General features: G+C 70.4%; 25 protein-coding genes and 3 tRNA genes. 13 read left to right on the forward strand and 15 right to left on the reverse strand.

Features of this window, described 5'->3' with window-relative positions; translation table 11 throughout:
* The first annotated feature begins 11 nt into the window (after positions 1-11).
* The 6 genes from ABD205_RS04490 to ABD205_RS04515 all read left to right on the forward strand — a co-directional run bounded on the left by ABD205_RS04490 (position 12) and on the right by ABD205_RS04515 (position 2,355).
* A complete protein-coding gene (locus ABD205_RS04490) occupies positions 12-539 on the forward strand; it encodes a DUF3566 domain-containing protein (protein ID WP_344042830.1) in 528 nt (175 codons plus the stop codon).
* Positions 540-673: 134 nt separating this feature from the next.
* Positions 674-747 (forward strand) — tRNA-Ile (locus ABD205_RS04495).
* Between the two features lie 53 nt (positions 748-800).
* Positions 801-935 (forward strand): DLW-39 family protein, encoded by a 135-nt coding sequence (locus ABD205_RS04500; protein ID WP_344042832.1) that lies wholly within the window; start codon positions 801-803, stop codon positions 933-935.
* Between the two features lie 9 nt (positions 936-944).
* Positions 945-1,017, forward strand: a tRNA-Ala gene (locus ABD205_RS04505).
* 274 nt (positions 1,018-1,291) lie between these two features.
* A complete protein-coding gene (locus tag ABD205_RS04510) occupies positions 1,292-2,050 on the forward strand; it encodes an SURF1 family protein (protein WP_344042834.1) in 759 nt (252 codons plus the stop codon).
* Entirely contained in the window at positions 2,047-2,355 is a 309-nt protein-coding gene (locus ABD205_RS04515; RefSeq protein ID WP_344042835.1) for a DUF3817 domain-containing protein, read from the forward strand. The genes ABD205_RS04510 and ABD205_RS04515 overlap by 4 nt, the downstream gene beginning before the upstream one ends.
* A gap of 54 nt (positions 2,356-2,409) precedes the next feature.
* Here ABD205_RS04515 and ABD205_RS04520 read toward each other — a convergent pair whose 3' ends face one another.
* Positions 2,410-2,889 (reverse strand): hypothetical protein, encoded by a 480-nt coding sequence (locus tag ABD205_RS04520; protein WP_344042837.1) that lies wholly within the window; start codon positions 2,887-2,889, stop codon positions 2,410-2,412.
* A gap of 90 nt (positions 2,890-2,979) precedes the next feature.
* On the opposite strand from ABD205_RS04520, the gene ABD205_RS04525 reads away from it, so the two are divergent.
* The gene (locus tag ABD205_RS04525; protein ID WP_344042839.1) at positions 2,980-3,486 is read left to right on the forward strand and encodes a peptidylprolyl isomerase; all 507 of its coding nucleotides are present in this window, start codon (positions 2,980-2,982) and stop codon (positions 3,484-3,486) included.
* Position 3,487: 1 nt separating this feature from the next.
* On the forward strand, positions 3,488-4,402 hold the full coding sequence (locus ABD205_RS04530; RefSeq protein WP_344042841.1) for a rhomboid family intramembrane serine protease: 915 nt from the start codon (positions 3,488-3,490) through the stop codon (positions 4,400-4,402).
* Positions 4,403-4,746: 344 nt separating this feature from the next.
* Here the strand turns inward: ABD205_RS04530 and ABD205_RS04535 are convergent, their stop codons facing one another.
* The gene (locus ABD205_RS04535) at positions 4,747-5,199 is read right to left on the reverse strand and encodes a cell division protein CrgA (RefSeq protein ID WP_344042843.1); all 453 of its coding nucleotides are present in this window, start codon (positions 5,197-5,199) and stop codon (positions 4,747-4,749) included.
* A gap of 65 nt (positions 5,200-5,264) precedes the next feature.
* Here ABD205_RS04535 and ABD205_RS04540 point away from each other — a divergent pair, with 65 nt between their 5' ends.
* On the forward strand, positions 5,265-6,041 hold the full coding sequence (locus tag ABD205_RS04540) for a DUF881 domain-containing protein (protein WP_344042845.1): 777 nt from the start codon (positions 5,265-5,267) through the stop codon (positions 6,039-6,041).
* 153 nt (positions 6,042-6,194) lie between these two features.
* Here ABD205_RS04540 and pknB read toward each other — a convergent pair whose 3' ends face one another.
* From pknB to ABD205_RS04575, 7 genes are read right to left on the reverse strand one after another with little or no spacing between them, the layout of a single operon-like run.
* A complete protein-coding gene (pknB, locus tag ABD205_RS04545; RefSeq protein WP_344042847.1) occupies positions 6,195-7,982 on the reverse strand; it encodes a Stk1 family PASTA domain-containing Ser/Thr kinase in 1,788 nt (595 codons plus the stop codon).
* Complete coding sequence (locus ABD205_RS04550; protein ID WP_344042849.1) at positions 7,979-9,532, reverse strand: protein kinase domain-containing protein; 1,554 nt, start codon at positions 9,530-9,532, stop codon at positions 7,979-7,981. Before ABD205_RS04550 ends, pknB begins: the two co-directional genes overlap by 4 nt.
* Positions 9,529-11,025 carry a peptidoglycan D,D-transpeptidase FtsI family protein gene (locus ABD205_RS04555; RefSeq protein ID WP_344042851.1) on the reverse strand — a complete coding sequence of 499 codons (1,497 nt, stop codon included), beginning with the start codon at positions 11,023-11,025 and terminating at the stop codon, positions 9,529-9,531. Before ABD205_RS04555 ends, ABD205_RS04550 begins: the two co-directional genes overlap by 4 nt.
* Complete coding sequence (locus ABD205_RS04560; RefSeq protein WP_344042853.1) at positions 11,022-12,434, reverse strand: FtsW/RodA/SpoVE family cell cycle protein; 1,413 nt, start codon at positions 12,432-12,434, stop codon at positions 11,022-11,024. Before ABD205_RS04560 ends, ABD205_RS04555 begins: the two co-directional genes overlap by 4 nt.
* The gene (locus tag ABD205_RS04565) at positions 12,434-13,720 is read right to left on the reverse strand and encodes a PP2C family protein-serine/threonine phosphatase (RefSeq protein ID WP_344042855.1); all 1,287 of its coding nucleotides are present in this window, start codon (positions 13,718-13,720) and stop codon (positions 12,434-12,436) included. Before ABD205_RS04565 ends, ABD205_RS04560 begins: the two co-directional genes overlap by 1 nt.
* A complete protein-coding gene (locus ABD205_RS04570) occupies positions 13,717-14,187 on the reverse strand; it encodes an FHA domain-containing protein FhaB/FipA (protein WP_344042857.1) in 471 nt (156 codons plus the stop codon). Before ABD205_RS04570 ends, ABD205_RS04565 begins: the two co-directional genes overlap by 4 nt.
* A complete protein-coding gene (locus ABD205_RS04575) occupies positions 14,187-14,888 on the reverse strand; it encodes an FHA domain-containing protein (protein WP_344042859.1) in 702 nt (233 codons plus the stop codon). Before ABD205_RS04575 ends, ABD205_RS04570 begins: the two co-directional genes overlap by 1 nt.
* Before the next feature lie 157 nt (positions 14,889-15,045).
* Between ABD205_RS04575 and ABD205_RS04580 the strand changes: the two genes are divergently transcribed.
* Positions 15,046-15,129 (forward strand) — tRNA-Leu (locus tag ABD205_RS04580).
* Between the two features lie 308 nt (positions 15,130-15,437).
* Positions 15,438-16,976, forward strand: coding sequence for an arabinosylfuranosidase ArfA (arfA, locus tag ABD205_RS04585; RefSeq protein ID WP_344042861.1), 1,539 nt, complete (start codon positions 15,438-15,440; stop codon positions 16,974-16,976).
* A 6-nt stretch (positions 16,977-16,982) separates the two neighbouring features.
* Here the strand turns inward: arfA and ABD205_RS04590 are convergent, their stop codons facing one another.
* Together ABD205_RS04590 and ABD205_RS04595 are read right to left on the reverse strand one after the other, a co-directional pair.
* Positions 16,983-17,444: a hypothetical protein gene (locus ABD205_RS04590; protein WP_344042863.1), complete on the reverse strand. Its 462-nt coding sequence runs from the start codon at positions 17,442-17,444 to the stop codon at positions 16,983-16,985.
* Positions 17,444-19,567 carry a CARDB domain-containing protein gene (locus tag ABD205_RS04595; protein ID WP_344042865.1) on the reverse strand — a complete coding sequence of 708 codons (2,124 nt, stop codon included), beginning with the start codon at positions 19,565-19,567 and terminating at the stop codon, positions 17,444-17,446. Before ABD205_RS04595 ends, ABD205_RS04590 begins: the two co-directional genes overlap by 1 nt.
* A 182-nt stretch (positions 19,568-19,749) precedes the next feature.
* On the opposite strand from ABD205_RS04595, the gene ABD205_RS04600 reads away from it, so the two are divergent.
* Together ABD205_RS04600 and ABD205_RS04605 are read left to right on the forward strand one after the other, a co-directional pair.
* The gene (locus ABD205_RS04600; protein WP_344042867.1) at positions 19,750-20,106 is read left to right on the forward strand and encodes an ArsC/Spx/MgsR family protein; all 357 of its coding nucleotides are present in this window, start codon (positions 19,750-19,752) and stop codon (positions 20,104-20,106) included.
* An 11-nt stretch (positions 20,107-20,117) separates the two neighbouring features.
* Positions 20,118-21,137: an aldose epimerase family protein gene (locus ABD205_RS04605; RefSeq protein ID WP_344042869.1), complete on the forward strand. Its 1,020-nt coding sequence runs from the start codon at positions 20,118-20,120 to the stop codon at positions 21,135-21,137.
* 20 nt (positions 21,138-21,157) lie between these two features.
* Here the strand turns inward: ABD205_RS04605 and ABD205_RS04610 are convergent, their stop codons facing one another.
* The 4 genes from ABD205_RS04610 to ABD205_RS04625 form a co-directional block, all read right to left on the reverse strand.
* Positions 21,158-22,318, reverse strand: coding sequence for a S1C family serine protease (locus ABD205_RS04610; protein WP_344042871.1), 1,161 nt, complete (start codon positions 22,316-22,318; stop codon positions 21,158-21,160).
* 79 nt (positions 22,319-22,397) lie between these two features.
* Positions 22,398-22,700, reverse strand: a complete 303-nt coding sequence (locus ABD205_RS04615; protein WP_344042873.1) for a DUF1905 domain-containing protein — start codon at positions 22,698-22,700, stop codon at positions 22,398-22,400.
* 7 nt (positions 22,701-22,707) lie between these two features.
* Positions 22,708-23,091 (reverse strand): hypothetical protein, encoded by a 384-nt coding sequence (locus ABD205_RS04620; RefSeq protein WP_344042875.1) that lies wholly within the window; start codon positions 23,089-23,091, stop codon positions 22,708-22,710.
* 53 nt (positions 23,092-23,144) lie between these two features.
* A complete protein-coding gene (locus ABD205_RS04625; protein WP_344042877.1) occupies positions 23,145-24,290 on the reverse strand; it encodes an HNH endonuclease signature motif containing protein in 1,146 nt (381 codons plus the stop codon).
* Between the last annotated feature and the right edge of the window lie 255 nt (positions 24,291-24,545).

Raw genomic sequence — 24,545 nt, forward strand, 5'->3', positions numbered from 1 at the left:
CCGCCACTCGGGTGAGCGGTCGTCCAGCGCCGCAGCGCGACGACGACACGGCTACACGCCCGGGCTTCGGGCAGCAGCTGAAGGAGCGCCTGAGCGCCGCGGCGGACGAGTTCCGCGCAGCGAACACCGACTCCGCGCCGACGCAGCAGCGGCGGCCGGGAGCACGGACTCCCCGGCGCGCACGCCTGCGGCTGACGCGCATCGACCCGTGGTCGGTGATGAAGACGGCGTTCCTGCTGTCGATCGCACTCGGCGTGGTCACGATCGTCTCTGTCTTCATCGTCTGGTCGGTGCTCGGCGCCGCCGGCGTGTGGGACTCGATCAACCAGACCGTGCAGGACATCGTCGGCGGCTCGGACGCGTCCTCGTTCGACGTCACCAACTATGTCGGCATGTCACGCGTCATGGGCTTCACGATGATCGTGTCGGTGATCGACGTGGTCCTGATGACCGCCGTCGCCACCCTCGGTGCGTTCCTCTACAACATGGCGGCCGCACTGCTGGGCGGGATCGACGTCACCCTGACGGAAGACCGCTGACCTCTTCGGTGGACGTCATACGAACTGGCTGCCTCGGCCGCCAGCGCGTATGACGTCACCTCGTTTTGGCGGCGGGTCGAGGGCTCCGGTAATGTCTGGCCTCGGCCGTCGGGGCTTCCACCCGGCTGCCACCCGGGCCTATAGCTCAGACGGTTAGAGCACCACACTGATAATGTGGGGGTCGGAGGTTCAAGTCCTCCTAGGCCCACGGACAAGCCCCGGACGCGACAGCGGACCGGGGCTTCTCACAAGGAGACGACAGTGAAGAAGCTGATCCTCATCGCTCTTGCAGCAGCCGCGGCCGTGGTCGCGAAGAAGCAGTTCGACAAGAGCAACGCCGAGCGGGCGCAGTGGGCTGAGGCGACCGACACGGTCACTCCGTCGCACAAGGCCTGACGGCCGCCGGGGGCGTTGGCGCAATTGGTAGCGCACCTGCTTTGCAAGCAGGGGGTTAGGGGTTCGAGTCCCCTACGCTCCACCGAGTGAAACCGCAGGTCGTCCTGCGGTCACTACCCGTGGGTGTCGCGATGAGGGGCCACTCCCGGCGCCCCTCGAGGCGCGACACGCGCACCTTCCTCGGCGAGTTGCGCTGACCCGGTGCGCTGAATGGCCCTGGACCAGCAGCGGACGGCTTGATGAATGGCCGTCGGGACCACGTCCTTCGCTGCTCGCGCGCGGCGCGCGTCACACCCCTGCGCTGACGGATCTCGCCGAGTGCGCGCGCCGACCCCGTCGGACGTACCCTGACTGGCGTGCCACCCAAGATCTGGTCCCCGCGTCTGTGGGGGGCTCATCTGCTGACGCTCGTCCTCCTCGTCGGCACGATCGGTCTCGGCCTGTGGCAGATCGGCGTGTGGCGCGACCACCGCGACGCGAAGGCTCAGGACGCGACCACCGCGGCCCCTAAGCCGCTCAGCGCCGTGATGGGGCCTGACGACCCGTTCCCGGGACTCATGACAGGACACCCGGTCGAGCTCAGCGGCGACTGGGTCCCCGGCGGCACGGTCTACGTGAGCGGGCGCGAGCACGCGGGCGCGAAGGGCTACTGGGTCGTCACGCCGGTGGCGGTGGGCGGTCCGGGGAAGCCGGCCATGCCGGTGGTACGCGGGTGGGTGGCCCATGTCGCCGATGCGCCGGCCCCGCCGACCGGCGGCGTCCAGCTGACAGGGTGGCTGCAGCCGCCGGAGGGCGCGGAGGGCGTCTCCGACGACAACCCGTCGGACGACGTACTGCCGCAGCTGCGGATCGCCGACGTGATCCAACACGTCGACCAGGACCTGTACGGCGCCTACGTGGTCGATCGCGAGCCCGCGGCCGGGCTCCAGCGGGCCTCGCTCGAGCAGCTGCCGGACGCCGGCACGCTGACGGGTCTGCGCAACTTCCTGTACGGCCTGGAGTGGTGGGTCTTCGCCGGTTTCGTGGTCTACATCTGGTGGCGTCACATCCAGGAGGTCACCGGGGCGACCCCTGAGAACGACGCTCAGGAGGACGCCGTACCCTCGGCGCCGTGACCAAGCTCTTCGCCGCCTATCGCGTGCTCGCCATCCTGGTCGGCGTCTTCCTGCTGACCGCGAGCATCGACTGGGTGCTCCACGCGATCAACAGCGACGTCCCGGACCTGTGGTGGCTCTGGATGATGCACGGCTGGATCTACATCGTCTACCTGGTGGTCGCGTTCGTCCTGACCCACCGGCTGGGCTGGAGCCTGCCCGAGTTCGCCCTCATGCTTATCGCCGGGCTGATCCCCGGGCTGATCTTCTGGGTCGAGCACCGCGCTGTCGAGCGCATCCGGATGGAGAACCCCGAGCTGGCATGACGAAGCCGTCGCCGACCCCTGGGGGCCGACGACGGCTCAGACGTGTCGCCGGATCTAGTTGGAGCTGTACGGCGGCTTGTTGACCGGCGTCGTCAGGTCGTCGACCGGCGTGTCGGTGTAGAGCGTCTCCGCGGGTGACTCCGGCGTGGAGGCCGGCTCTGCCGACGTCCAGTCCGGCGAGTTGCCCATCATGCGGCGCGCCAGCACTCCGCCGGCCGCGGCGAGCGCACCGAGCAGCGCGAACATGAGCAGCTTGCGTCCCCGCCGCTTCTTCTTGGGGTGGCCGGTGAGCTCCTGGGACTTCGCCTCAGCGAACTGCTTGGCCTGAGCTGCACGCTCGGCGGCGATACCGGCGCCGGCGGCGACGATCGGCGCCGTCTTGGCGGCCGCGTCCTGCAGGGCGGGCATCGCTGTGTTCTCCACGAAGGGCTTCGCGGTGTTCTCGATGAACTCCTGGGTGATCCCGACGGCCGTCTCCACCGCATCGGTGGTCCGGTCGGCGGCGCGCTCGAGGAGCGTGGTCTGCCTGGTCATCGTGGGGCCTCCTGACGTCAATGGCGTTGAACAGTCGTGCGAGGATCGACCCGCACTCATCAGTGGTACCCACATCAGAGAAGGACAGTCATGGCGGACCAGCAGGCCATCCTCCACACCAACCGGGGTGACATCACCCTGAACCTCTTCCCGAACCACGCCCCGGAGACGGTGGCCAACTTCGTCGGCCTCGCCACGGGCGAGAAGGCGTACGACGCGGGTAACGGCAAGACCGGTCCGTTCTACGACGGTCTCACCTTCCACCGCGTCATCGACGGCTTCATGCTCCAGGGCGGCTGCCCGCTCGGCACCGGCACCGGTGGCCCCGGCTACACGTTCAAGGACGAGCCGCACCCCGAGCTCGTCTTCGACAAGCCCTACCTGCTCGCCATGGCGAACGCCGGCCCGGGCACCAACGGCTCGCAGTTCTTCATCACGGTCGCCCCGACGACCTGGCTGAACTTCAAGCACACGATCTTCGGCGAGGTCGCCGACCAGGCGTCCCGCGACGTCGTCGACGCGATCGGCAGCACGGCGACCGGCCCGGGCGACCGTCCGAAGGACGCCGTCGTCATCGAGTCCGTCGAGATCGTCTGACGTGACCGAGTCCTCTGCGGCCGGGGTGCCGATCTGCTATCGGCACCCTGGCCGCGAGGCACACATCCGCTGCCAGCGGTGTGAGCGCCCGATCTGCCCCGACTGCATGGTGGCGGCGTCGGTCGGCTTCCAGTGCCCCGAGTGCGTGAAGGAGGGGCAGCGCACGCAGCGCCCGCTCCGGACGGCGTACGGCGGCCTTCGACCGTCCGCGGCCGGGCTGGTGTCGATGGTCCTGATCGGGATCAATGTCGCTGTGTGGCTGCTCGTGAACGTCACCGGGCGGGGCAGCAGCAGGTTGTTGGCCGTGCTCGAGCTGCGGCCCAGCGGCGTGTGCGTGGTCGGCCCGTCTGCGTTCGACGTGGCGCGTGACGTCTGCACCAAGAACGGCGGCACGTGGTATCCCGGGGTCAGCGACGGCGCCTACTGGCAGCTGATCACCAGTGCGTTCACGCACGTCGAGATCCTGCACATCGGTTTCAACATGTTCGCCCTGTGGGTGCTCGGCCCCCAGCTGGAGCAGCTCTTCGGCAGGGTGCGCTACGTCGCCCTCTACCTTCTCTCCGCCCTGGCGGGATCGGCGCTCGTGTACGCCTCATCCCCCATCTACCAGGCGACTCTCGGCGCGTCGGGCGCGATCTTCGGACTCATGGGCGCTCTGCTCGTGGTCGCGCTGCGCACCCGGATGAACGTGTCGTCCATCCTCGTCTGGATCGGCATCAACGCGGTGCTGACGCTGACGATCCCGAACATCTCCTGGCAGGGCCATCTCGGCGGCTTCATCGGCGGCGTGCTCGTCGCGGCCGCCATCGTCTGGGCGCCGCGGAAGTGGCGCCAACAGGTGCAGTGGGGCGGCATGGGCGTCATCGCCGCGGGGATCGTCCTCATGATCGTCGTACGCACGCTGACGCTCACCTGACCCTCACGGGACGCGGTCCTGGCGAGGACCTGGCGGGGTCCTGGCGGGGACCTGGCGCGGGTCGGCCACGCCGCGCCCGCGGTCCGGCGTACCCAATTTGAGGGGCAGCACCGGGGCTTGTCCGCCGTCGCTCGTGGCGGGCTGCTGCACTGAGCCTGCGCGGCCCTCGCGGGCCGCGCGCCAGTCTTCGAAATCCACAACTTTATACACAACTGTGGACGAATCACATCAATGTGATTCGTCCACAGGTTTATCCCAAGCTGTGAAGAAACCGGCCCAGAAAATGCGAAGAACGCCGCCCCGGTTGCCCGGGAGCGGCGTTCGCAAACGTGGGATGTCGAGACTCACTCCCAGCGAGTGGCGTAGGCGAAACCGACGGCCATGAAGGCGATGCCGACCAGGAGGTTCTTCTGGCCGAGGTCGTTGAACACCGGGATCGGCGTCAGGTCGTTGGAGAAGATGTAGAAGACGCAGATCCACGCCAGGCCGAGCAGGAAGCAGCCGAGCATGCCGACGACGACGCCGCGGCCGCGCCCGAGCGGCGTCGAGGGGTGGGCGGCGACCAGCAGGCCGAGGAAGAACAGCCCGAAACCGATCAGGTAGTTCCAGTTGGCCCAGTCGGCCATGAACGCCGGGCTGCCCGCCTTGCCGTTGTCGCCGGGTCGGACGGCCACGTAGTAGTAGACGATCCAGGCGATGCCGACGACCATCAGCACGAGGGACACGATGAAGCGGACGGTGAAGATCCGTCCCCGCGTCGGGTCGACGAAGTCCTTCGAGGGCTTCAGCTTGGGCACGAGGACAACTCCTGGGTTCGGCGATGGCTATGGTGCTGGCGCACGTGGGCCGTAGCCTAGTCGGCATGACCGGCCACCCGCACAAAGCCCAGGCGCACGCCACCGGGCGCGCCGTACGGCGGATCCCGCTGTGGCGGGTGGGCACACCCCTCGTCATCCTCGTGTGCGGAGCCCTCTTCGTGGTCAGCGCAGAGAACAGCCACGGCACCGACCTGCGACCCGGCCGCTACACCGACCTCGCCACGCTGACGGGCTCGGAGGCTCAGCGCTACCACCGGATCCAGGACCAGGTGACGCAGACCGACAAGGAGGTCAGTCGGCTCACCCAGGAGGTCGACGACACGACGGTCAAGCGCTACAAGAACGAGATCGACGGCCTCAAGGACCCCGCCGGTCTCGTGGCGCACACCGGCCCCGGGCTGCGCATCACCCTGTCGGACGCGCCGGAGGACAAGATCCAGCGCGTCGGCGACGACGCCGCCAACCTCCTCGTCGTCCACCAGCAGGACGTGCAGGCCGTGGTCAACGCACTGTGGCGCGGGGGCGCGACCGCCGTGACGATCCAGGGTCAGCGTGTGATCAGCACGACCGGCATCAAGTGCTCGGGCAGCACCATCCAGCTGCAGGGCGTGCCGTACCCCCAGCCGTTCGTCATCGACGCTGTCGGCAACGTCGACGACATGCTCCGGTCGGTGAACGACGACTCGTACGTCACGCTCTACCGGCAGCAGGCGGAGAACCCCGACATATCCATCGGTTGGAGCATGCACCCGGAGAGCCGGTTGACGGCCCCGGCGTACACCGGACTGCGCGACCTGAGCTACGCGCGTCCCATCCGCTGACGGCTCGAGTCGGCGCGTCCTCGCGCTGGTGAGGGTTCGAGTCGGCGCGTCCTCGCAAGCGCTCGCCAGGATGCGCCGACTCGGCGCTCTCAGAGTGCCAGGATGCGCCGACTCGGCGGTGTCAGAGTGCCAGGATGCGCCGACTCGGCGGTGTCAGGGGGTCGCCGGGGGTGTGGTCGTGCAGATCGGCGGGTCCGTCGGCTGCGGCGGGATGCCGGGCGTCGGCGTGATGCACGGGGGCGGCGTGCTGACCGGCGGCGGCGGCTCGTACGTCGACACGAAGATGAGCACCTTCTCACCCTGCTTGCGCGTCTCCGGGGCCTGCGGGAACTGGTCGACGACGGTGCCCTTCGGAGCGGTCGTGTTCGGCTCGGGCCTGGCCTCCGGGTCGAAGCCGGCGTCGCGCAGGATCTGCTCGGCCTGGGCCTGCGTCTTGCCGCGCACGTCCGGCACCTGCTCCGGGCCGTCGGAGTAGTAGAGCGTGACCGCCTGGCCGGCATCGACCTTGATGCCGGGCGCTGGGTTGGACTCGAGCACCTTGTTCTTCGGCTCGTCGGACTCGCGCACCTCCGGCTTCGCCACGAGCCCGGCCGCCTCCAGAGCGGCCTTCGCGGACTTCAGCTGCATGCCGACGAGGTTCGGGACGGCGACCTGGGGCTTGCCGGCCGAGAGCGTGATCTCGACGCCGGTGCCGGGGTCGACGTAGGTGTCGGGCTGCGGTTGCTGGCTGACCACGTTGCCGGGGGCGACCGTGTCGCTGTTGGTGAACTCGACGTTGGTGACGGTCAGGCCGGCGTCCCCGATGGCGGCCCGCGCCTGCGACTCGGTCAGGTTGACCAGCCGCGGCACGGCCACCTGCTCGGGGGCGTTCGGGAAGAGCTTGGGCCACAGCAGCACGGCGGCCGTGATCAGCGCGATCACGATCAGGCCGAGGAGGACCAGCATGCCGGTGCGGGAGCGCCGGTCGTCGTACTCCTCCTCCTCGGCGTCGAGAAGGGGACTCGCGGCCGGGACCGGCGCGACGACAGCGGTGGCCGTCGGCGACGCAGCGGGCGGGGACGCGGGCGGGGCCGAGGCGATGACCGAGATCGGGCGACCGTCGAGGTAGCGCTCGATGTCGCTGCGCATCGCCGCGGCCGACTGGTAGCGGTCCTCGACGCGCTTGGCGAGCGACTTCATGACGATGGCGTCGATCTCCGGGGGGAGGTCGGTGTCGTGGTCGCTCGGCGGCTGCGCCTGCTCCCGCACGTGCTGGTAGGCCACCGCGACCGGAGAGTCGCCGACGAACGGCGGCCGGCCGGTGAGGAGCTCGTAGAGCAGGCAGCCGGCGCTGTAGACGTCGGAGCGCGAGTCGACGGTCTCGCCGCGGGCCTGCTCGGGCGAGAGGTACTGCGCGGTCCCGACGACCGCCGCGGTCTGCGTCATCGTCGACTGCGCGTCGCTGATGGCACGGGCGATGCCGAAGTCCATCACCTTCACGTCGCCCGACGGGGTCAGCATGACGTTGCCCGGCTTGATGTCGCGGTGGATGATCCCCGCGCGGTGGCTGTAGTCGAGCGCGGAGAGCACGCCCGAGGTGATCTCGAGCGCTCGCTCCGGCAGGATCTTGCGACCCTCGCGAAGGATGTCGCGCAGCGTCCGGCCGGCGACGAACTCCATCACGATGTACGGCTGTGCCACCCCCTCGGGAGTGACCTCCTCGCCCGTGTCGTAGACGGCGACGATGGCCGGGTGGTTGAGCGATGCCGACGACTGGGCCTCACGGCGGAAGCGGGCCTGGAAGGTGGCGTCGCTGGCCAGGTCCGTGCGCAGCCGCTTCACGGCGACGACACGGCCCAGGCGGGTGTCGGTGCCCTTGCGCACCTCCGCCATCCCGCCGCGACCGAGGAGCTCCCCGAGCTCGTAGCGGCCACCGACGATCGTCGGCTCTGCGTTGCTCATCGGGCCATGTCCTTCCGGGCTGCGGGGCTGGCTGTCGGCTCCGCGGTGGTGGTGCTGCTGGTCGTGGTGGTCTGCGCGCTCTGCGGCGTCGTGGCCGGGGGCGTCGGAGGTTGCGTGGTGGGCGGGCTGCTCGTCGTCGGCTGCTGCGTCGGGGTCTGGGTGGTCGGAGACGCCGACGGCGTCGGCTTGCCGTAGTAGGCGACCTCGACGCTGTCGCCCTCCTGCAGCCCCTTCGTGGGCGAGATCGCGGCCACGCTGTCGGCCTTCTGGTCGCCGGGGTTCGCGATCTCCTTGGAGCGAGGCTCGAGGCCGAGGGCGCGCAGGTCGGCGAGCACGGAGTCGACGTCACGGCCGACGTAGTCGGACTCGTTCAGGTCGAACGTCTTCGGTGCCGCACTCGTCGTCGGGGTCTGCGACGGCGTCGGGGTGGTGGCGCTCGTCGTCGGAGTCGTCGGTCCGGGCGGAGGGGCGTCGTTCGCGTTGCCACGCAGCAGGAGCCATCCCACGAGGATCGCTGCGAGCACGGCACCGGTGATGAGGGCGATCAGCCACGGGTTGACGCGGCGTCGGTCGTCGTCGTCGGTCGTCGTGCGGGAGGTGGTCGTCGTCCCCGGCGACGGGGCTCCGACGCCCGTGATCACCTGGGTCGCGTCAGCCGGGGGCGTCGCCACCGGAGCGACGACCTGGGTCGGCGCGTCGAGCGCGCCGGGCACACCCCGGAGCGCTGCGGCGAACGCGGCGGCGTCGGGGAACCGCTCGGCCGGCTTCTTGGCCAGCGCCCGCATCACCACGGCCGCCATGTCGGCAGGCACGGTGGCGGGCAGCGGCGGCACGGGGTCGTTGAGATGGGCGAGTGCCGTCGCGACGGCGGTCTCCTTCTCGAACGGTCGCCGGCCGACGAGACACTCGTACGCGACGACGCCGAGGCCGTAGACGTCGGAGGCGGGCGAGGCGGTGTCGCCGCGGGCCTGCTCGGGGGAGAGGTACTGCGGGGTGCCCATCACGGCGCCGGTCCCGGTGACCGCGGCCGCGGAGAGTGCTCGAGCGATGCCGAAGTCGGTGATCTTCACCGTGCGGTCGGCTGTGACGAGCACGTTCGCCGGCTTCACGTCGCGGTGCACGATCCCGGCCGCGTGCGCCGCCGCCAGCGCGTCGGCCGTCTGCGCGATGAGGTCGCGGACCACGGTCGGGTCCATGCCGACGCCGGGACGGATCAGCGACGAGAGGGGTCGGCCGTCGACGAGCTCCATGACGAGGAACGGCCGGACGGTGCCGTCGCGCTGGATCTGCTCGCCGACGTCGTACACGGCGGCGATCCCGGGGTGCTGCAGCCCGGCGGCGTGCCGTGCCTCGCCCTCGAACCGGGTGCGGAAGACCGGGTCGCCGGCGTACTCCGGCTTGAGCAGCTTGATGGCGACGTCACGGCCCAGCGCGGTGTCGCGGGCGCGCCAGACCTCGCCCATGCCGCCCGTGGCGATACGGCTCTCGAGCACGTAGCGGCCGGCGTCGTCGGCGTACACGGTGTCGTCGCCGTTCTCAGGAGGGTTCACGGGTTCAACACCGCCTCCATGACGCTCTTCGCGATCGGGCCGCCCCACTTGCCGCCGGCGATGTCGTCGCGCGGGATGTCGGCGCTCTCGATCATCACCGCGACGGCGACCTTGGCGTTGTCGGCGGGCGCGAACGACACGAACCACGCGTACGGCGGCACGTTGTCCTGGCCGCTCTGCGCGGTGCCGGTCTTGCCGGCGACCTGGATGCCCGTGATGGCCGCCGGCGACGCCGTGCCGTCGTTGACGGTGGCGACCATCAGCTTGGTGACCTCCTTGGCGGTCTCCGGGGTGACCGCCTGGGAGAGCTTCTTGGGCTGGGTGGTGGCGACCGTGTCGGAGTCGGCCGACTGCACCTCGTTGATGAGGTAGGGCTTCATGACGGTGCCCTGGTTGGCGATGCCGGCGGCGACCATGGCCATCTGGAGCGGCGTGGCCCGGACCTCGTACTGCCCGAAGCCGCTCTGGCCGGTCTGCGGCGGGTTCATCTGCGTCGGGAAGTTCGACGTGGTGAGCGTGGACTTCCCGTTGGTGCCCTGCAGGTCGTCCCAGCTGTCGTAGTCGGAGTTGAAGCCGAACGCCTCGGCCTGCTTCTGCATCGCGTCGGCGCCGACCTCGACCGCCAGCTGGGCGAAGACCGTGTTGCAGGAGTTCTCCATGGCCTGGGTGAACTTGACGGTCTTGACGCCGCAGTCGCGACCCTCGTTGTCGACGAGCCCGGACGGGCCGCTCGTCTGGGGGAGCTGGTACGTCGCGCCGCCGGGGACCATCGACGAGGCGTCGTACTTCCCGGAGCTGATGGCAGCCGCCGCCGTGACGACCTTGAACGTCGACCCGGGCGGCAGCGACATCTGGACCGCCCGGTTGAGCAGCGGCTTGCCGGGGTCGGCGTTGAGCTTGTCGTAGGCCTTCTGGTTGGCGCTGAAGTCGTGCGTGGCGACCTTGTTGGGGTCGAAGGTCGGGGTGGTGACCATCGCCAGGATCTTCCCGGTGCTCGGCTCGAGCGCGACCACGGCGCCCTTCACCTTGCCCGGAAGGGACGTCAGGCCGTCGTACGCCGCCTTCTGCGCCTTGGCGTCGATGGTCAGCTCGACGTCGCCGCCCTCCGGACCCTTGGAGCCGAGCAGGTCGATGAGGCGGTTGACGAAGAGGCGCGAGTCGTCACCGGAGAGCACGTTGTTCTGCGACTTCTCCACCCCGGTGACAGCGCCGCCGTAGGCGAAGTAGCCGGTCACGCCGGCGTAGAGCTGCGGCTTGGGGTAGGTGCGCTGGAACTTGTAGAGGTCCTTCGACTTCACGCTCTCGGCGACCGGGTCGCGGCCGACGAGGATCGCGCCGCGCTGGCGGGAGAACTCGGCGTCGACCACGCGGCGGTTGCGGGCGTCGTCGTTGTAGCGCCCCGAGGCGTAGTACTGCAGGTAGGTCGCGTTGATCATCAGAGCCGCGAACAGCAGCATCAGGAAGATCGCGATCAGGCGGATGGGCTTGTTCATGGCAGCTTGACGACCTGGGTGTTGAGCTGATCCTGGTCGTCGGGGACCGAGAGATCGGGCAGAGGACGGCGCGCGTGGTCGGAGATCCGGATCAGCAGCGCGATGATGACCCAGTTCGCCACCAGGCTCGAGCCGCCGTATGACAGGAACGGTGTCGTCAGGCCGGTGAGCGGGATCAGGCGGGTGACGCCGCCGACGACGGTGAAGACCTGCAGGGCGAGGCTGACCGCGAGACCCGTCGCCATCAGCTTGCCGAAGCTGTCGCGCGAGATCAGGGCGATCCGCAGGCCGCGCTCGACCATGAGGCCGTAGAGCAGGATGATCGCCATCACGGCGGTCAGGCCGAGCTCCTCGCCGATGGCGGCCATGATGAAGTCCGACTCGGCGTACGGCACGCGCGTCGGGCGTCCCTCGCCGAAGCCGCGGCCGATCAGCCCGCCCCAGCTCATGCCGAAGAGACCCTCGACGAGCTGGAAGCTGCCGGGGCTGCGGTCGTAGTACTCCATCGGGTGCAGCCAGATGTCGAACCGGTTGCGCACGTGCTCGAGGAAGCCGACGCTCCCGGACAGGAAGTACGTCGCCGCGACGCCCGCCGTGAAGAGGAAGCCGCCGACGACCAGCCAGCCAGGTCGCTCCGTCGACACGTAGAGCATCACCAGGAAGAGGCCGAAGAAGAGCAGCCCCGAGCCCAGGTCGCGCTGGGCGACGAGCACGAGGAGGCTGATCAGCCACATCGCCAGGATCGGACCGAGGTCGCGGCCCCGCGGCAGGTCGATCCCACCGAAGCGGCGGCCCGCCAGCGCGAGCGCGTCGCGGTGCAGCACCAGGTAGCCGGCGAAGCTGATCACCAGGAGGACCTTGGCGACCTCGCCCGGCTGGAAGCTGAGCCCGCCGACGTGGATCCAGATCCGGGCGCCGTTGATCTGGGTCCCAAGGCCCGGCGCGAGCGGGAGCAGCAGCAGCACGACGGCCCCCAGGCCGCAGGTGTAGGTGAAGCGCTGCAGCGCGCGGTGGTCGGAGAGGAAGACGAGCGTGGCGATGAACAGGCCGACGCCGACGCTCATCCAGAAGAGCTGCTTCGCCGCGAAGTCGGTGTCGGTCCGCGCCAGGTCGATCCGGTGGATGACGGCCAGGCCGAGCCCGTTGAGGGCGGCGACGATGGGGAGCAGCACCGGGTCGGCGTACGGCGCGACGAGGCGGATGGTGACGTGCGCGGCGACGACGAGCGCGACCAGCCAGCCGCCGTACCCCAGGATGTCCGCGGGCACGTGGCCGTTCACGCCGAGCCCGACGGAGGCGTACGCGCCGATGCCGACGATCAGCGCGAGGACGAGCAGGAACAGCTCCGCGCCGCGACGGCTGCGGAAGGTGGTTTGCTGGTCGACCCGGCCCGGGGAGAGCGTCGACATCACTCGGCTCCCGTGCCCGCGTGCGATGCGAGGGTGTCGATGTAGTGGCGGGCGTCGGTGAGGTTCGACTGCGTCACGCCCTGCTCGACCTGACGCGCGTCGTAGGTCGGGAGGTCGGCGACGGCCAGGTCGGTGCGCATGTACGGCGTCGACAGGTCGATCCCCGCGAACGACGTGTTCAGGCCACGGAAGACGGTGACGACGTTGCCGTCGACCCCGACGAAGTACTGCCGCTGCGCCCACGACCACGCCGCGGCGGCGGCCACCCAGAGCAGGCCGGCGAGGATCGCGATGACGAGCACGCGGCGGAGCCACACGAAGCGTCGCGGGGACCGTGGCGCGTAGCGCAGGGCCTCGCGGATATCGGGGTCGAGGGGGTCGTCGGGGATCGCCCCGGCGGGCAGCCCCTCCGCGTCGTCGTCGACCACGATCGGCTCGAGCTCGCCGGTGTCGCCGCTGCGGTGGCCCTTGAACAACCGTCGACGGCGCAGCTCGGCGGCCGCGCCGACGAGCTGGGGCTCGGCGACCTCGTCGGGGTCGACCGCGTCGTCGGCGGGCGCCTCGACCACGTCGGCGACGATGCAGGTCACGTTGTCGCTGCTGCCGGCCTCGAGGCTGGCCCGGACGAGCTCGACGGCCGCGTAGTCGGCGCTCCCGCCGGTCAGCACGTCGGCGATGCGCCCGTCGTCGAGGACGCCGCAGACGCCGTCGCTGCAGAGCATCAGCCGGTCACCGGCCTGCAGCGGGACGACGAAGAGGTCCGGCTCCGCCTCGCGCTGACCGTCGATCGCCTTGAGGATGAGGTTGCGGTGCGGGTGGTAGCGCGCCTCGGTCTCGGTGATCCGGCCGTCGTCGATGAGGGTCTGCACGAAGGTGTGGTCGTGCGTGAGCTGGGTCAGTCCCTGCTCGCGGAACAGGTACGCACGGCTGTCGCCGACGTGGCCGATGGCGAGCTGCTCGCCGTCGAAGAGGCCGACCGTCGCGGTCGTGCTCGTGCTGCTCAGGGCCGGGTCGTGCTCGACCAGCTCCGCGATCCGGTCGTGGGCGCGGTGCAGCGCGCCGGCCACCTGGCTGACCAGCTCCTCGGCCGTGTGCTCCGGCTCCGGGGGGTCGTCGAGGTTGCGCAGCTGCTGGACGGCCGTGCTCGACGCGAGGTCGCCGCGGGCGGCGCCGCCGACACCGTCGCACACGGCGAGCAGCCAGGGGCCGGCGTACCCGCTGTCCTGGTTGTCCTTGCGGACCTTCCCCACGTCGGAGATGGCCGCATAGCGCAGCTGGAGGGTCACTTCCGCAGCTCCAGGATCGTCTTGCCGATGCGGACCTGCGTGCCGAGGGTGAGCGTGGTCGGCTGGCTGATCCTGACCGTGCCGATGTAGGTGCCGTTGGTGGAGCCGAGGTCCTCGACGAACCACTGGTCACCGCTCGCCGCGATGCGTGCGTGGCGGGTGGAGACATAGTCGTCGTCGAGGCGGATGGCGGCGTCCGTGCCACGGCCGATCAGGACGGGCGCCTGGGCCAGCTCGGCGCGCTCGCCGGCGTTGGGGCCCTCGACGACCAGCACGTGCGTCGGGACGCCCTTGCGGGCGCGGGCCTTCGGCTGCTTGCGCTGCTTCACGGCCACCGCGCCGCGCCCGGTGTCGGGCACCCGCGCGCCGAAGATGTCGGAGCGGATCACCGAGACGGCGCTGAGGACGAAGATCCACAGGATCGCCAGGAAGGCGATCCTGATGAGGAACAGGGTGAGCTCGGACATCAGGCCGGCTCCTCCACGACGCGGACGGTCATGGTCGTGTTGCCGACCTTGACGACGGTGCCGTCGTCGGCCAGCGCGCTCGCCACGCGCTGCCCGTTGACGAGCACGCCGTTGGTCGAGCCGAGGTCGTGCACCTCGATCTGCGGGACCGGCCCCTGGCGCACGCGGAACTCCACGTGCCGCCGGCTCACGCCCGGGTCGTTGATGCGCAGGTCGGCCTCGGTGCCGCGGCCGACGACGATGTTGCGGTCGAGCGGGTGGCGCGTGCCGTTGACCTCGAGGTACGCCGACGCGCGGGTGAGTCGCGTGTCGCTGGCGTTGCCGCTGACCTCCGCCTTCGCGACGCTGCGGATGCGGAACCGGCCGGTCGTCAGGTCGTCCGCGTGCTCGAAGTCGATCGAGATGGGTCCCGGGAAGACGTAGCCCTGCTCCTCGGCGTAGTCCCGGAGCTGGTTGGTCAGGTCGTCGACGAGCGCGGTGTCGAAGGGCTGCAGCCGGTCGAGGTCCGGCTGGCTCAGCTCGACGTGGAAGTCGTTGGGCACCAGGCGGCGCTGCCGGGAGAGCACCTGTGCGTTGTTGTCGCACTCGCGCTGCAGTGCCGCTGCGATCTCGACAGGCTGCACCGCGCTTCGGAAGGCCCGGGCGAAGACGCCGGAGATCATCGACTCCAGGCGCTGCTCGAACCTCTGCAGCCCGCCCACGGCGCCTCCTCGCATCTCGTCGTGTCCACATGCATGAATGCCCGCAGGTATCCCGGCGGGCTCGTCGATCGTACTGGGGTCGTTCAGGGGTCGGGTGCATGCGCGCCGCCGGTTTGGGCGCTGACGTCGGCCTGGGATAGCCTTCGGACTGCTTCACGCGCGAGTGGCGGAATAGGCAGACGCGCACGGTTCAGGTCCGTGTGTCCGAAAGGACGTGGGGGTTCAACTCCCCCCTCGCGCACGTGTGAACGGGGATCTCCCCAACAGAGAGCCAGGTCGGACTCAGGTCCGGGCCTGGCTCTTCTGCGTTCCGGGCGGCGATGCGGTGTCGACGCGGTGTCGACGCAGGGTCGATGCGGTGTCGATGCGCGACCGACCCAGCGGTCAGGACCTGGTCGGCCGCGCCGCCAGTCGGTCGTCGCCGGACGGTGTCCCAGCCGGGACCTCCCACGTTCGATATCGTTTTCCTACGCCGTCACGGCCTGTCCGTCGGAAGCCTTGACGCAGAGCCGTGACCCGTTGCCGCAGGACGAGCCGAACCGAGGAGCCATGATCCGCGCTCATCTGACCATCGACCCCCACTTCGTCGTCGGACCCGTCAACAGGCGGTTGTTCGGCTCCTTCGTCGAGCACCTCGGGCGCTGCGTCTACGACGGTGTGTACGAGCCTGCTCATCCCACCGCGGATGAGGACGGCTTCCGGCGGGACGTCATGGAGCTCGTGCGGGAGCTCGGCGTCACCACGATCCGGTATCCCGGCGGCAACTTCGTCTCGGGTTACCGGTGGGAGGACGGTGTCGGGCCACGGGAGGAGCGGCCGCGCCGGCTCGATCTCGCGTGGCACTCCACCGAGACGAACGAGGTCGGCCTGAACGAGTTCGCACGCTGGCTGGACAAGGTGGGCTGCGAGCTCATGTACGCCGTCAACCTCGGCACGCGCGGGGTGCAGGAGGCACTCGACGTCCTCGAGTACTCGAACATCCGGTCGGGGACGGCGCTGTCCGAGCTGCGCGCGGCGCACGGGTCCCCGGAACCGCACGCGATCCGCATGTGGTGCCTGGGCAACGAGATGGACGGACCCTGGCAGCTCGGCCACGGCACCGCCGAGAGCTACGCCCAGCTGGCCTCGAAGACCGCACGCGCCATGCGGCAGCTCGACCCCGAGCTCGAGCTCGTCGTCTGCGGCAGCTCCGGCGCGGGGATGCCGACCTTCGGCGAGTGGGAGCGCGTCGTGCTCGAGGAGACGTACGACGACGTCGACTACATCTCGTGTCACGCGTACTACGAGCCCCGCGACGGCGACTACGGGAGCTTCCTCGCCTCTGCCGTCGACATGGACCGCTTCATCGACTCCGTCGTCGCGACCGCCGATCATGTGAAGGCGCTCAAGCACAGCACGAAGACGATGCACCTCTCGTTCGACGAGTGGAACGTGTGGTACCAGACCCGCTACAACGAGCTCGAACGGATCACCGACGTCGACACCTGGCCGGTGGCGCCGCGGCTCCTCGAGGACGCCTACACGGTCGTGGACGCCGTGGTCGTCGGCAACCTGCTCATCTCGCTGCTCCGGCACGCCGATCGCGTCACGTCGGCGAGCCTGGCGCAGCTCGTGAACGTGATCGCGCCGATCATGACCGAACCCGGCGGCGACGCGTGGCGACAGACGACGTTCTTCCCGTTCGCCCTCGTCTCGTCCCTGGCGAGTGGGCACACGCTCGAGCTGAGGCTGGACTGCCCCACCTATCAGACGGCGCTCTACGGGGACGTGCCCGTGGTGGATGCGGTCGCCACGCACGACGCCGAGGCCGGAGCCACCGCGGTGTTCCTGGTGAACCGGAGCCAGACCGAGGAGGTCACGCTCGAGATCGACGCCACTCACCTCGGCGACGTGCTGATCGGGAGTGTGCAGACGCTTCACGACGAGGACATCCACGCTGCGAACACCCTGCACGACCAGGGGAGGGTCGGAGTCGCGCCGAATGGCACCGCGACCATCGACGGCGGTGTTCTCCGGCTCACGCTCCCCCCGGTGTCGTGGACCGCGGTCACCCTCGTCGAGCCTTCGAGCAACGGGGTCGCCGTGTGACCCGGGTCAGCTCTTCTTCGACAGCAGCTGGACCACGGTCTCTCCGGGGCACGTGGCCGACTTCTTGATCGCCCACCGGCCGGTGAAGCCGTTGCCCGTCCAGTTCGCCTCTGCGTCGTCCTCCTCGGTCTCGCCGCTGGTGACCTTGAAGCCTGCTTGCTGGGAGTCGTTCATGGCGGTCAGGACGTCGTCGAAGCGCGTCGTGGTGACGCCGGTCGCGATGACGCCGTCGGCGCCCCGGTCCTCGATGTTGAAGACCACCGTGTCCTTCGGCAGCGGGAAGTCGGCCGGGTAGGCAGGAGGCGTCGAGGTGACCGCGGTGGCGTCGGCGACACACGTGCTCGAGTCGGCGGCGGCGTGAGCGTCGCGGGTCTGGTGGTCGCCGGCGTCAGCGTCACCGCTGCCGCATGCCGCGGCGACCGTGGCGAGCGTCGCGAGGGCAGCCGCGGCGGCGAGTCGGCGTACCACTAGGCCGTCCCGGTCGTGACGAGCTTGTTGTCGGACTCGTTCGACTCAGCGATCAGGTCCGCGGGGTCGACGACGCCGGTGAAGGTGTGCGTCCCCTTGGTGGCGGACCAGGCGAGCTGCACGGTCGTCGTCGCCCCCGGTGCGAGCGAGGCGAGGGTGGTCCGCCCGACCGTCGTCCGGCCGTCGGCGACCTGGACCACCACGTTCGACGCCGCGGCCCGCCCGGTGTTCGCCACGGTCATCGTCGCGACGAACTGGTTCCCCTTCTTGGCCACGCTCTGCTTCTGGAGCGTCAGGTTCGCCTGCGGGTCGTACGCCGAGAAGAGGCCGAGGCCGCTGCTCTGCCGGGCGACGGTGGCGTACGCCGCCTGGGCGTCCGCCGGGCCGTCGTCGCTGTTGTGGGTCTTGTCGGTGACGCAGGCGTCGATGCACCCGTCGGCGAACGCGGCCTCGACGTGGCCGGTCCCGTCGACCGTGACGTCGATGAAGTCGAGCAGGTTGCGGTCGTTGCCGCAGGTCGTCCCGCCGGTGCAGATGGATCCGCGCTGGACCGGGTCGTTCGGTGTGGCGTCACTGGACACCCAGGTCTTGCCGCCGTCGTAGGTGGTGGCGAGGTAGAGGTGCCACTCGGCGTCCTTGAAGTCGGTCTGGCTCTGGTAGTTCCCGGCCTTCGTGGTCCCGATGTAGGCGAGCGTCGCGCGGTCGTCGTCGCCGGCCACCATGGTGGGGAACACGGCGTTGTGGATGCCGAGGTCGGCGCCGACGGGCTGCTGGTCGGTCCAGGTCGCGCCCTGGTCGTGGCTCACCGCGATGGCGGGCCGACCGTCGGAGCCGACGTACCCGAAGTAGACGGTGCCGTTGGCCCCGACGCCGACGGACGGGTCGGCGTCGCTCGGGGTGCTGCCGGGGACCGGGTCGACCTTCCAGCTGGTGCCGCCGTCCTTGCTGACCACGAGGGCTGCATTGCTGCCGCACGCCTTGTTGGGCAGGTAGGCGGTGCCGTCAGGGGCCACCTTCACGTGGCCGTGCAGGCCGCCGCAGTCGAGCAGGCTGTACGTCGGCACGCCCGGCCCGAACGTCGCGCCGCCGTCGTGGGAGGCGGCGCAGAACGCCGTCGCGATGTCCTGGCTGCAGTAGTAGACGGCGTTCGGGTAGCTCGACGTCGGAAGGGCGCCGACGCTGTTCGGGCTGTACGGGCCGCCGCCGATCGTCTGGTGGTCGACGCCGGAGGGGATGCCGCCGCCGGTGCTGGGATGCCAGCTGCCGCCGTCGTCGTCGGTGTAGCAGGTCAGCGAGTCCTGGCCGGAGAGCTGCGACTCGAAGGTCCGTCCGGTCGCGTGGTCGGTGAACAGGATCGGGTCGAGGCTGGCGAGGCCGCCCTGCGGGCACCCGTTCGCGGACGTCGCCGAGACGTCGCTCCAGGTCGCCTTCGCCGGCGAGACGCTGTCGTCGAACATGACCTTGTAGGTGGAGAGGTAGGACTGGAAGAGCGTCGCGCCGGTCTTCCAGCTCGACCCGATGGACGGCTCACCGGCGTTGTTGACGTCCTTGTTCAGCCCCTGCGGAGCGGGATAGGCCGCGAATCCGGGCGGGGTCGCGGTGCCGGGCGGCGGCGGGGCGGGCTGGTCGACCAGGGACGCCTTGGCCGTGTAGGTCTGTGCCAGCGGCAGGAACGGAACGACGCGGACGGTGTAGGTCCCCGTGGTCGGCGGGAGGACGACCTGCTCGGGGTCGGCGCTGGAGGCGGCCTGGCCCACCACGTTGCCGGCCTGGTCGAGCACGTAGACGTCGAAGTCCGCCGCGGACTGCGCCCAGCTGACGTCGACCTTCAGCGAGTGCGTGCCGCCGTAGCCGGCCGGCGTCGAGACGTGCAGCGTGTAGTCGTCGCAGCTCTGCGGCGCCGAGCAGTCGGGGGTGCCGAGGGCGTTGCCGGTGACGTTGGGCGCCGCGAACGGGCCACCGGTCCAGGACACCGACGTCGAGGTGTCGCTGACAGTGCCCTCTCCGGGCGAGCTCGCGCCCGCGGAACCGCTGTCGGTCAGTGCTCCGCCGATCAGGATCACTGCTCCGATCGCGGCGAGTGGACGGCGTACGGACCGGGACAGGTGGACGGACAGGCGCATAGGGGTCTCCTCACGAGGCGTCGCTGAAGTGCCCAACGAGGCAACGTGAGGCGGGTCACGGCTTTCGCCTCACGGGAGTGGATCACCCATCTGGTGGCTGACCTTCCGGGCGAGCAGTACGCCGGGGCCGTCACCACGGGGCCCGGCGTGGCGCCGCGTCCGCCCAGCACGACAATCCTCGTATGGAGATCTGGATCAACCCCGCGTGTTCCAAGTGCCGCTCGGCGCTGTCGATCCTCGAAGCGGAGGGTGCCGACTACACCGTCCGCCGCTACCTCGAGGAGGTGCCGACGCCCGCGGAGATCGCCGAGGTGCTTCAGCGGCTGGGGCTGGAGCCGTGGGACATCGTCCGCAGCACCGAGCCCGACGCGAAGGAGCTCGGGCTTCGGGACTGGCCGCGGACGGCGGAGGCGCGCGACCGGTGGATCGGCGCGCTCGCGCAGCACCCCAAGCTCATCCAGAGGCCCATCATCACGGCGGACGACGGCACGACGATCGTCGCCCGGACAGAGGACGCCGTGCGGTCGGTGCTCCGATAACGTTCCCCACCATGCGGGTGGGGGAGATGCCGGACGGCCGTCCGGTCGAGCGGATCACGATCGGGGCGGCGCCGGGAGTCGTGGTCGACGTACTCACGCTGGGTGCGACGGTGCACCGGGTCGAGGTCGGGTGCGGTGACGGCGTACGTCGCAACGTGGCGCTCGGTCGTGACCGGATCGCCGACCTGCTCGATGTCGAGGGCTTCCTCGGGGCGACGATCGGCCGCTACGCCAACCGGATCGCCGCGGGCCGTTTCGTGCTCGACGGAGCGCCGGTCACCGTGGGGACGAGCGACCGCGGCAACTCCCTGCACGGCGGCCCCGAAGGCTGGGACAAGCTGCTGTGGACGGTCGACGCGCACGAGGCGTCCTCGGTGACGCTCTCACTGGTCAGCGCCGACGGGGACATGGGCTTCCCGGGTGCGGTCGCGGCGTCGGTGACCTACTCCGCGGAGGGGTCCACGGTGCGGGTCGAGCACACCGCGACCACCGACGCCCCGACGGTCGTCAACATGACGAACCACTCCTACCTCAACCTCGACGGCGACGGCGCGGGCACGATCGACGGCCACACGCTCGTCGTGCATGCCGACCACTACACGCCGGTCGACGCGACCGGCATCCCGGTCGGAGAGCACGCTCCGGTCGACGGCACACCGTTCGACCTGCGGACGCCGACGGTGCTCGGCCCGGCGCTTCGCACGGACCACCCGCAGGTGGCGCTCGCGTCCGGGATCGACCACAACTTCGTCGTACGTGGCGAGGGACTGCGGCCGGTCGCCGTGCTCACGTCGCCACTGACCCGCACCTCCGTGGAGCTGCTCAGCGACCAGCCCGGGCTGCAGGTCTACACCGGCAACGGGCTCGCCGGTCCGGGTCGCGCCGGGCGCCGCTACCGCCCCGGCGACGGCATCGCGCTGGAGCCGCAGGTGTACCCCGACACTCCGAACCACCCGGACTGGCCGTCCGCGAGGCTCGACCCGGGCGACACGTACCGCTCGGTGATCGAGTGGCGGTTCGGGGTGCTCTGACACTCTCGTCGAGCGCCGCGTCACGCGATCGGCGCGCGTCCGAGCGTGACGGTGGCGGAGTGGGTCGTGCCGTCCGTGTCGGTCCAACCGACCCTCACCCTGTCGCCGGCCGCGTGCTTCGTGATCGAGGCGGCCAGGCCGTCGGCCGAGGTGACGCCCACGCCGGCGAACGACGTGATCGTGCTGCCGGAGGTGATGCCCGCGTCCGCTGCCGCGCCGCCGTCGACGACACCCGCCACGACCGGTGCGCCCGAGGTCGTGAACAGCTGGACACCCAGAGCGCCGTCGTACCCGAGCGCGAGGTCACCGCCGGTGTCGCCGGCCAGGATGCTCGTCGCGATGTTGAGGACGGTGTCGATCGGGATGGCGTACCCGACGACGTCGGCGCTCCCGCTCGAGGCGGCGACGTTCATGCCGATCACCCTGTCGTCAGCGTTCAGGAGGGCGCCACCGGAGTCGCCGGACACGACGTCGGACGTGACCTCGATGAGGTTGTTGAGGCTCTCGGTGCCGCCGTTGTCGTCGGAGACCGTGATGTCGGAGCTCGGATCCGTGACCGCGCCGTCTGCGGCGACCAGGGTGCCGCCGCCCTCGGCGTTGCCGACGGCTGTGACCGACGCTCCCGTGGTCGCGGCGCCGGTGTCGGTCGCGACGGTGGCGAGACCGCTGGCGCCCTCGAGCTGCAGGACGGCCACGTCGTCGGTGGCGTCGTACCCGACCACATCGGCGACGTACTCCCGGCCCGTGCTCGGCACCGTCACGGTGATGGACGTGCTGTCGCCGATCACGTGGTGGTTGGTGAGGACGATTCCGTCGGCGGTCAGCACGAGTCCGGTGCCGGCGGCCTCGCCCGTGCCGTAGTCGAGGACGGTGTCGACGAGGACGACGCCCTTCGACTCCTGGGCCGTCGCCGGCTGGGCGTCGATGGTGGACGTGGTGGCGTACGACGAGTAGCCGCCGCTGCCGTAGTCATATCCGTAGCCGCCGCCGTAGCCGCCGCCGTAGCCGCCGCCGTCACCGCTCGACCAGGCGCCGCCGCCGAAGCCGGGCCGGTAGCCGTGGTCGACGGCGGCGAGCGCCGGAGCGGCGGCGGCGAGCGCCGGAGCGGCGGCGACGGGCAGCGCTACCAAGGGCGCAGCCAGGACGGTGGCGGCGACGATGCTGCGGAGACGGTGGGCCATGGGGATCCTCCTGAGGACGGTGATGAACCGACCTTCGATCCCGTGACTGTGGGCTTCCTGTGACGGAGCCCGGACCCTCCTACGGACCCAGCGCCGCGCCCACGACGGTCATCCGGACCGTCACCTCGTCCCCCTCGCCGAGATCCTCGCTGCGCCGGACCGCGGCCTTCACACCGAGCAGGTAGCGGCCGTCCTTCGGGAACAGCGACGTCTCGTACGACGTCCGCCCGATCGTCGCGCGGACAGGGATCACGCCCCAGCCGTAGGTGACGGCGTTGGCGATGTCGCGGATGTCCTCGCTGTCCTCGTCCGGGACCGCGACGTAGTAGAACGGGGCGGGCCCACGCCACGTGAAGATCGGACCGGAGAAGGTGAGCTCCATCGACCGGCTACCGGGTGAGCTCCGCGGCGACCATCAAGGGGCGTACGCCGCTGAGCCGCTTCTGGTAGCGAAGGTGGTCGGCGTGAGCCTCGAGGGTGTCCCACAGCGCCTCGTGCGCCGCCCACGGCAGGGGGTCCTCTCCGCGGTGCCAGCTCTCGCCGAAGCTGATCCAGACGGGGACCCAGTCGGCCGCGCAGTCCCACGCCCCGCGTTTGGCGAGCAGCATCGTGCGGCGCACCTGGAACGCCGTGCGCGGACCGTCGGGACAGATCGGGGCCGTCCGGATCGGCCAGAGCCGCAGGTCGCGCTCCATCAGCTCGAGCTCCAGGTCGACGAGCACGCGGGGCTCCACCAGCACTGTCGCGACGTTCTCGTGGGGCCGGCGCCTCATGGGGTGACGCTAGCCGGGACCCGGCGCTGCGAAAAGGCCCGATTCCCAACCCCTCACCGCCGTCTGGTGAAGCGGACGTCGCCGTTGGGGAGTCGGTCGGCGGTGAACCGGGGGTCGTGGACGCGGTGGTGGTGGTGACTGCAGAGCAGGACCGCGTTGGCGAGGTCTGTCTTGCCGCCCAGGCTCCAGGGGATCCGGTGGTGGGCCTCGGCCCAGGTGCCGGGGATGTCGCAGCCCTGGGCCCGGCAGGTGCGGTCGCGGATCACGAGGGCCTTGTGCTGGGCCGGGGTGAACAGGCGCTGCTCACGACCCAGGTCGAGGATCTCCCCGCTGCCACCGAGCACGGCCGGGACGATCCCGGCGGTGCAGGCGAGCCGCCGAACCTCGGTCGCCGACACCGCCTCCCCGCCGATCAGGTCACCCACACCCAGCTCCTGCTGGAGGGACTGCAGCGGGATCGTCACGACCACCGTGGTGGCCCGCCCGCCGTGCCGCGGCAGCAGCTTGGGGTCGACCCGCTCCAGGAACGTGCAGAACGCGGTCCCCAGGATCCGCGGATAGGGCCCCTCCCCACGGGTGGCTCCCTGCCGCGGTGAGGTGAAGGCGTCCAGGTAGGTCTTCAGCCGCAGCGCCGCCGCGTCGGGCACCACCGCGCTGATCCGGGTGGTGCCGTCCCCGTTGGACCGCAACGTCAGCCGCGTCCTCCTCGACGCGGAGGCCTCCTCGGCCTCCAGCCGGCGGGCCAGGGTCTGCTCGGCGACGTCGGGGGCGGCGGTGTCCAAGATCCGCTGCCCCAGCCGACGCAGCTCCCGCGGCGTGTGCCGGGACGCCAGGTCGACCAGCATCCCCTCGGCATCGACGAGCACCGCCGGGTCGAGATCGCCCGGCAGCCCGTCAAGCGCGTGCGCGATGACGTGGGCCTGCTCGGCATGGACGCGTCCCTGGGCCATCGCGACCCGCAACACCTCATAGCGCCGGTCCAACGCCTCCGCCAACCGAGCATCAGCACGCGCGGTCCGGATGTCACGACGGGTGTGCGCGACCAGCCACCCCGCGACATCACGGGCCGCGTCAGTGGCAGCGACCTCGGCCGCAGCCGAGATCAGCCGCAGCTCGAGCTCGTCGAGCCGTGCCCGCGCCGCGGCCAACCCGACCAACGCCAACCGCTGCGCATCGGGCTCCATGAACGTCGGGTTCACACCCGCCACGTCCCTCAGCGCACCCTCCACCACGGCCAAAGCCCCCAGCACAGGATGTGCGGCAGATGCGGGTGCGGACATGATCGAGACTCCCGAGAGATCCAATGCGTTGGGTTCACCCTAGGACGCTCCGCCGACACTCCGATCGCTCGCGGACGCCGCTGTGCACAACACGGCACGAGCCGATCCTGTGGACGGCAACCGGCCCTCGTACACCCTGCGCACGAGCGGTCGGACACTCTTCGCGGCGCTCGA

Source organism: Nocardioides panacihumi, assembly GCF_039530925.1.
Lineage (GTDB): Bacteria > Actinomycetota > Actinomycetes > Propionibacteriales > Nocardioidaceae > Nocardioides > Nocardioides panacihumi.